Source organism: Paraburkholderia sp. UCT2, from assembly GCF_014397665.1.
GTDB lineage: Bacteria > Pseudomonadota > Gammaproteobacteria > Burkholderiales > Burkholderiaceae > Paraburkholderia > Paraburkholderia tuberum.
In genome coordinates, this window is record NZ_VZQO01000107.1 from 1 (window position 1) to 3,535 (window position 3,535).

Here is a 3,535-nt window from a genome sequence, read left to right on the forward strand (position 1 = left end):
GGTATTACCGACAGTAGATCGTTATGTAGAGTAGCAACGTCAAACGCATCGTGAGAAGGCATCAGGTTTGAACAACTGCACATAAAATTTCATGATGGGCTCCTGGCGGCCATCGGGATCGCCTTTGTGAGGAGCTCGATCATGGAGAAGTCAACCCATCAAGTTTCAAGCCACCTGCCGTTGCAGCAGTTCGTTGCTGGTGCCGTGGGCGAACTGGAGAGGCTTCATTACAGCAGACGAACGCTCGCGCGCTATCGCGCAGTCTGGCGACATCTCATCGCGTTTTGTCACGAGATGAGCCTGGAAGATCAGTATTCGTACGAGCTGGCTGAACAGTTTCGCACTGCGTATCAGATGTATGAGGGTGAGTGCCTGAACTCACGGCAGGGGTGGCGACGGCATATCGTGTTTGCCCTCAAGGTTCTGGAGGATTTTGCGCGTGACGGACACATTGAGCGTACCGTCACCGACATGCAGAAGATCCAGGTCCCGGCGCCCATGAGCACGACATTGCGCGACTATGAACTGTACTGTCGAGATCGTCGTCATCTTCGCACAACGACCCTTCGCGAGCGGATGCGGGAGATCGCGATATTCGCGGATTTCCTTGGTTCAAGGAATATCACGTTTTTTGACCAGATGCAGCCGGCCGATCTCTGCGCATTTGTGACCTCGCAACATCGCCTGGCGGCCAAGTCCGTCTCACGGATCGTTTCCGATGTGCGTGGTTTTCTGCGCTTTCTTCTGCTGCGAGGAATTCTGCAGCAGGATCTCAGCCATGTATTGCCGGTGGTCCACGTTCCCCGCGATGCGACTGTTCCATCGGTCTGGGATCCGGAACTTGTGATCAGGTTGCTCGAAGTCGTCGATAGAACCTCGCCCAAAGGCAAGCGCGATTACGCGATCCTTCTGCTTGCCTGTCGCCTCGGATTGAGAGCGAGCGACATTCGGACACTAACCATCGACGATCTGAAGTGGGAAACGGCCACAATAGAGGTTAAGCAGTCGAAGACCCTCGCACCTCTTTGTTTGCCATTACCGGAAGAAGTCGGCGAAGCCCTGATTGACTATCTGAGATTGGGCCGTCCTCAATCGGGTCATCGAGAAGTGTTTCTCACGTTGAATGCGCCTTTCCAACCCTTCTGGGAGGCTACTAACCTGCATCACATCGTCAAGCATTGGAAGGCCCTCGCCGGGATTCGTTTCCGGACTCCACAACGCCATGGTTTGCACTCGCTACGCCACACACTCGCGACACGACTGCTTCATGAACAGACGCCGTTTCAAGTCATCAGCGACATCCTGGGGCATGCGACGACGGCCTCGACGTTGATCTACGCGAAGACCGACGTGGAAACCCTGCGCACTGCCGCGTTGAACACCGAGGAGATGCGCCATGTCTAGTAGCGCATTCAAGGGGCAGTTCCGGAGCGTTGTCGGCTCACTTATGGAACAGTTCGTCCAAGAGAAACGGGCGTGTGGTTATCGATATGATGAGCAAGCCCGCTTGCTGGCATGCTTTGACCGCTTCCTGAGCGATGAAGCGCTATCCGAATGCGTGCTGCCGCGCTCGATCAGCCGCAAGTGGCTCGCCAAACAGCCCCACGAGAGTAAGAGCACCCACGATCATCGTATCTGCGCAGTTCGCCAATTTTCCCTGTTCATGTGCCGGCTGGGATATTCTGCTGACGTGCCGGATCGATCGCTGACGGCAAAGCGCTCTGACAGTTTCTCGCCACGCATTCTGACCCACGCCGAGATTCAGCGGCTGTTCCAGGCGGCTGACCAGCTTACACCGACCGCACGATCCCCAATGCGGCATCTCATTATGCCGGAAGTGCTCCGGCTCCTGTATGGCTGCGGCCTGAGGGTGGGCGAGGTGCTGCACCTGCGCGTGGCCGACGTTGACCTTGTTCGGGGAATCCTGACGGTGCGTGAGGGCAAATTTCGAAAGGACAGGCTCGTTCCCCCAGCCTTGCCCCTGGTACAGCGCCTTCGAACCTACGCGCAAGTCATGGGCGATCGCCCGTCCGATGCCTACTTCTTCCCTTCGCCATCCGACGGCCCGTTGAGCCACCCAGCCGTCTACTGGCTGTACCGGGAACTGCTGTTGCGCTGCGGGGTCCCGCATGCCGGCAGGGGCAAGGGGCCGCGCTTACATGATCTGAGACATGTTTTTGCCGTCCATGCGTTGCTGCGGTGGTGCCAGGAGGGAGCCGACCTCAATGCGAAGCTCCCGGTGCTGGCGACCTACATGGGCCATCGCTCCCTCGCTGGAACGCAGCGCTATTTGCATCTGATCGCCGAGCTGTTTCCGGAGATCACGGCGCGCACCAGCGCTGCCTTCGGTGATGTCATCCCGCGGAGGAACGGATCATGAAACCGACGGATTTCTCCGTGCTCGTGACCAGCTTCCTGACGCACCATCTGGCCGCGCAGCGCAACCTAAGCCCCAACACGATCAAGGCCTATCGCGACGTGTTCACCCTGCTGCTGCGATTCTGTCGAGACGTGCAGGGAATCGCACTGGAGCGTCTGTCTCTGGCACAGATCGACGTACCGCTGGTCGAGGCATTCCTTGATCACCTGGCCAATGACCGGCATGTTTCGGTCAGCACACTGAATCATCGTCTCGCGGCGTTGCACGCGTTCTTCCGATACGTACAATCGGAAGAACCCGAGCGCCTGCTCCAGTGTCAGCAGATCCTCGCGATCCCGCTACGGCGACAGCCGCGCGCCAGTGTCGGTTACCTCTCCAAGGAATACCTTGCACAGCTTCTCGCACAACCGGACCTGCATACGTCTGAGGGCCGCCGGGATGCAGTGATGTTGAGCGTACTTTATGATACCGGTGCCCGGGTACAGGAGTTGATTGACCTGAACGCCGGGGACGTGCGCGTGGATCCTCCATCGCAGGTGCGGCTCATGGGAAAGGGCCGAAAGCTGCGCGCCGTGCCCCTGATGGACTCGACCGTCGAACTGCTACGCCAGTATCGACGCGATAACAACCTCGATCGCCCTGAACATGCCGACAAACCACTCTTCCAGAACCGGCAAGGCACACGGTTATCGCGCTCGGGTGTGCGTTATCTTCTGCAAAAGTATGTGATTCCTGTACGGCGAAGTCACCCCGAATTCACGCAGCGGGTGAGTCCTCACAGCCTGAGGCACACAAAGGGAATGCACCTGCTGCAAAGTGGCGTCCCGCTCGAGATCATCCGCGACTTCCTGGGGCACGTCGATGTGAAGACAACTGAGATCTATGCTCGCGCAAATCTTGAGATGAAGCGCAAGGCTCTCGAGAAAGCCACCGACGGTGCACCGCTTCCAAAGTTCCCATCCTGGCAGCAGAACAAAACGCTGCTCGAATGGCTGCATTCGCTGTAGGACTGCGGAGGTTACGCACGCCGTTTTTTGGAATGCGGGCCTCCACATCCTGCCCAAACTTTTATGTAGAGTTCCGACGACGGGAAACCTTTGCTATCGCGAGCGGGATTCAACACTGCACATAACAACTTTCGGCCGGTAATACCGT

Annotated in this window: 3 protein-coding genes; all 3 read left to right on the plus strand. The window is 57.8% G+C overall.

Translation table 11 applies throughout. From position 1 onward, the window contains the following. Positions 1-141 precede the first annotated feature (141 nt). From F6X39_RS35780 to F6X39_RS35790, 3 genes are read left to right on the plus strand one after another with little or no spacing between them, the layout of a single operon-like run. Positions 142-1,404, plus strand: coding sequence for a site-specific integrase (locus F6X39_RS35780; protein ID WP_187620105.1), 1,263 nt, complete (start codon positions 142-144; stop codon positions 1,402-1,404). After that, complete coding sequence (locus F6X39_RS35785; RefSeq protein ID WP_090812759.1) at positions 1,397-2,380, plus strand: tyrosine-type recombinase/integrase; 984 nt, start codon at positions 1,397-1,399, stop codon at positions 2,378-2,380. Before F6X39_RS35780 ends, F6X39_RS35785 begins: the two co-directional genes overlap by 8 nt. After that, positions 2,377-3,387, plus strand: coding sequence for a site-specific integrase (locus F6X39_RS35790; protein ID WP_187620106.1), 1,011 nt, complete (start codon positions 2,377-2,379; stop codon positions 3,385-3,387). Before F6X39_RS35785 ends, F6X39_RS35790 begins: the two co-directional genes overlap by 4 nt. Positions 3,388-3,535: the final 148 nt, after the last annotated feature.

Bases quoted from the DNA above. Each gene is read 5' to 3' on its own strand.
- F6X39_RS35780 (WP_187620105.1), top strand. From the start codon at position 142: ATGGAGAAGTCAACCCATCAAGTTTCAAGCCACCTGCCGTTGCAGCAG.
- F6X39_RS35785 (WP_090812759.1), top strand. From the start codon at position 1,397: ATGTCTAGTAGCGCATTCAAGGGGCAGTTCCGGAGCGTTGTCGGCTCA.
- F6X39_RS35790 (WP_187620106.1), top strand. From the start codon at position 2,377: ATGAAACCGACGGATTTCTCCGTGCTCGTGACCAGCTTCCTGACGCAC.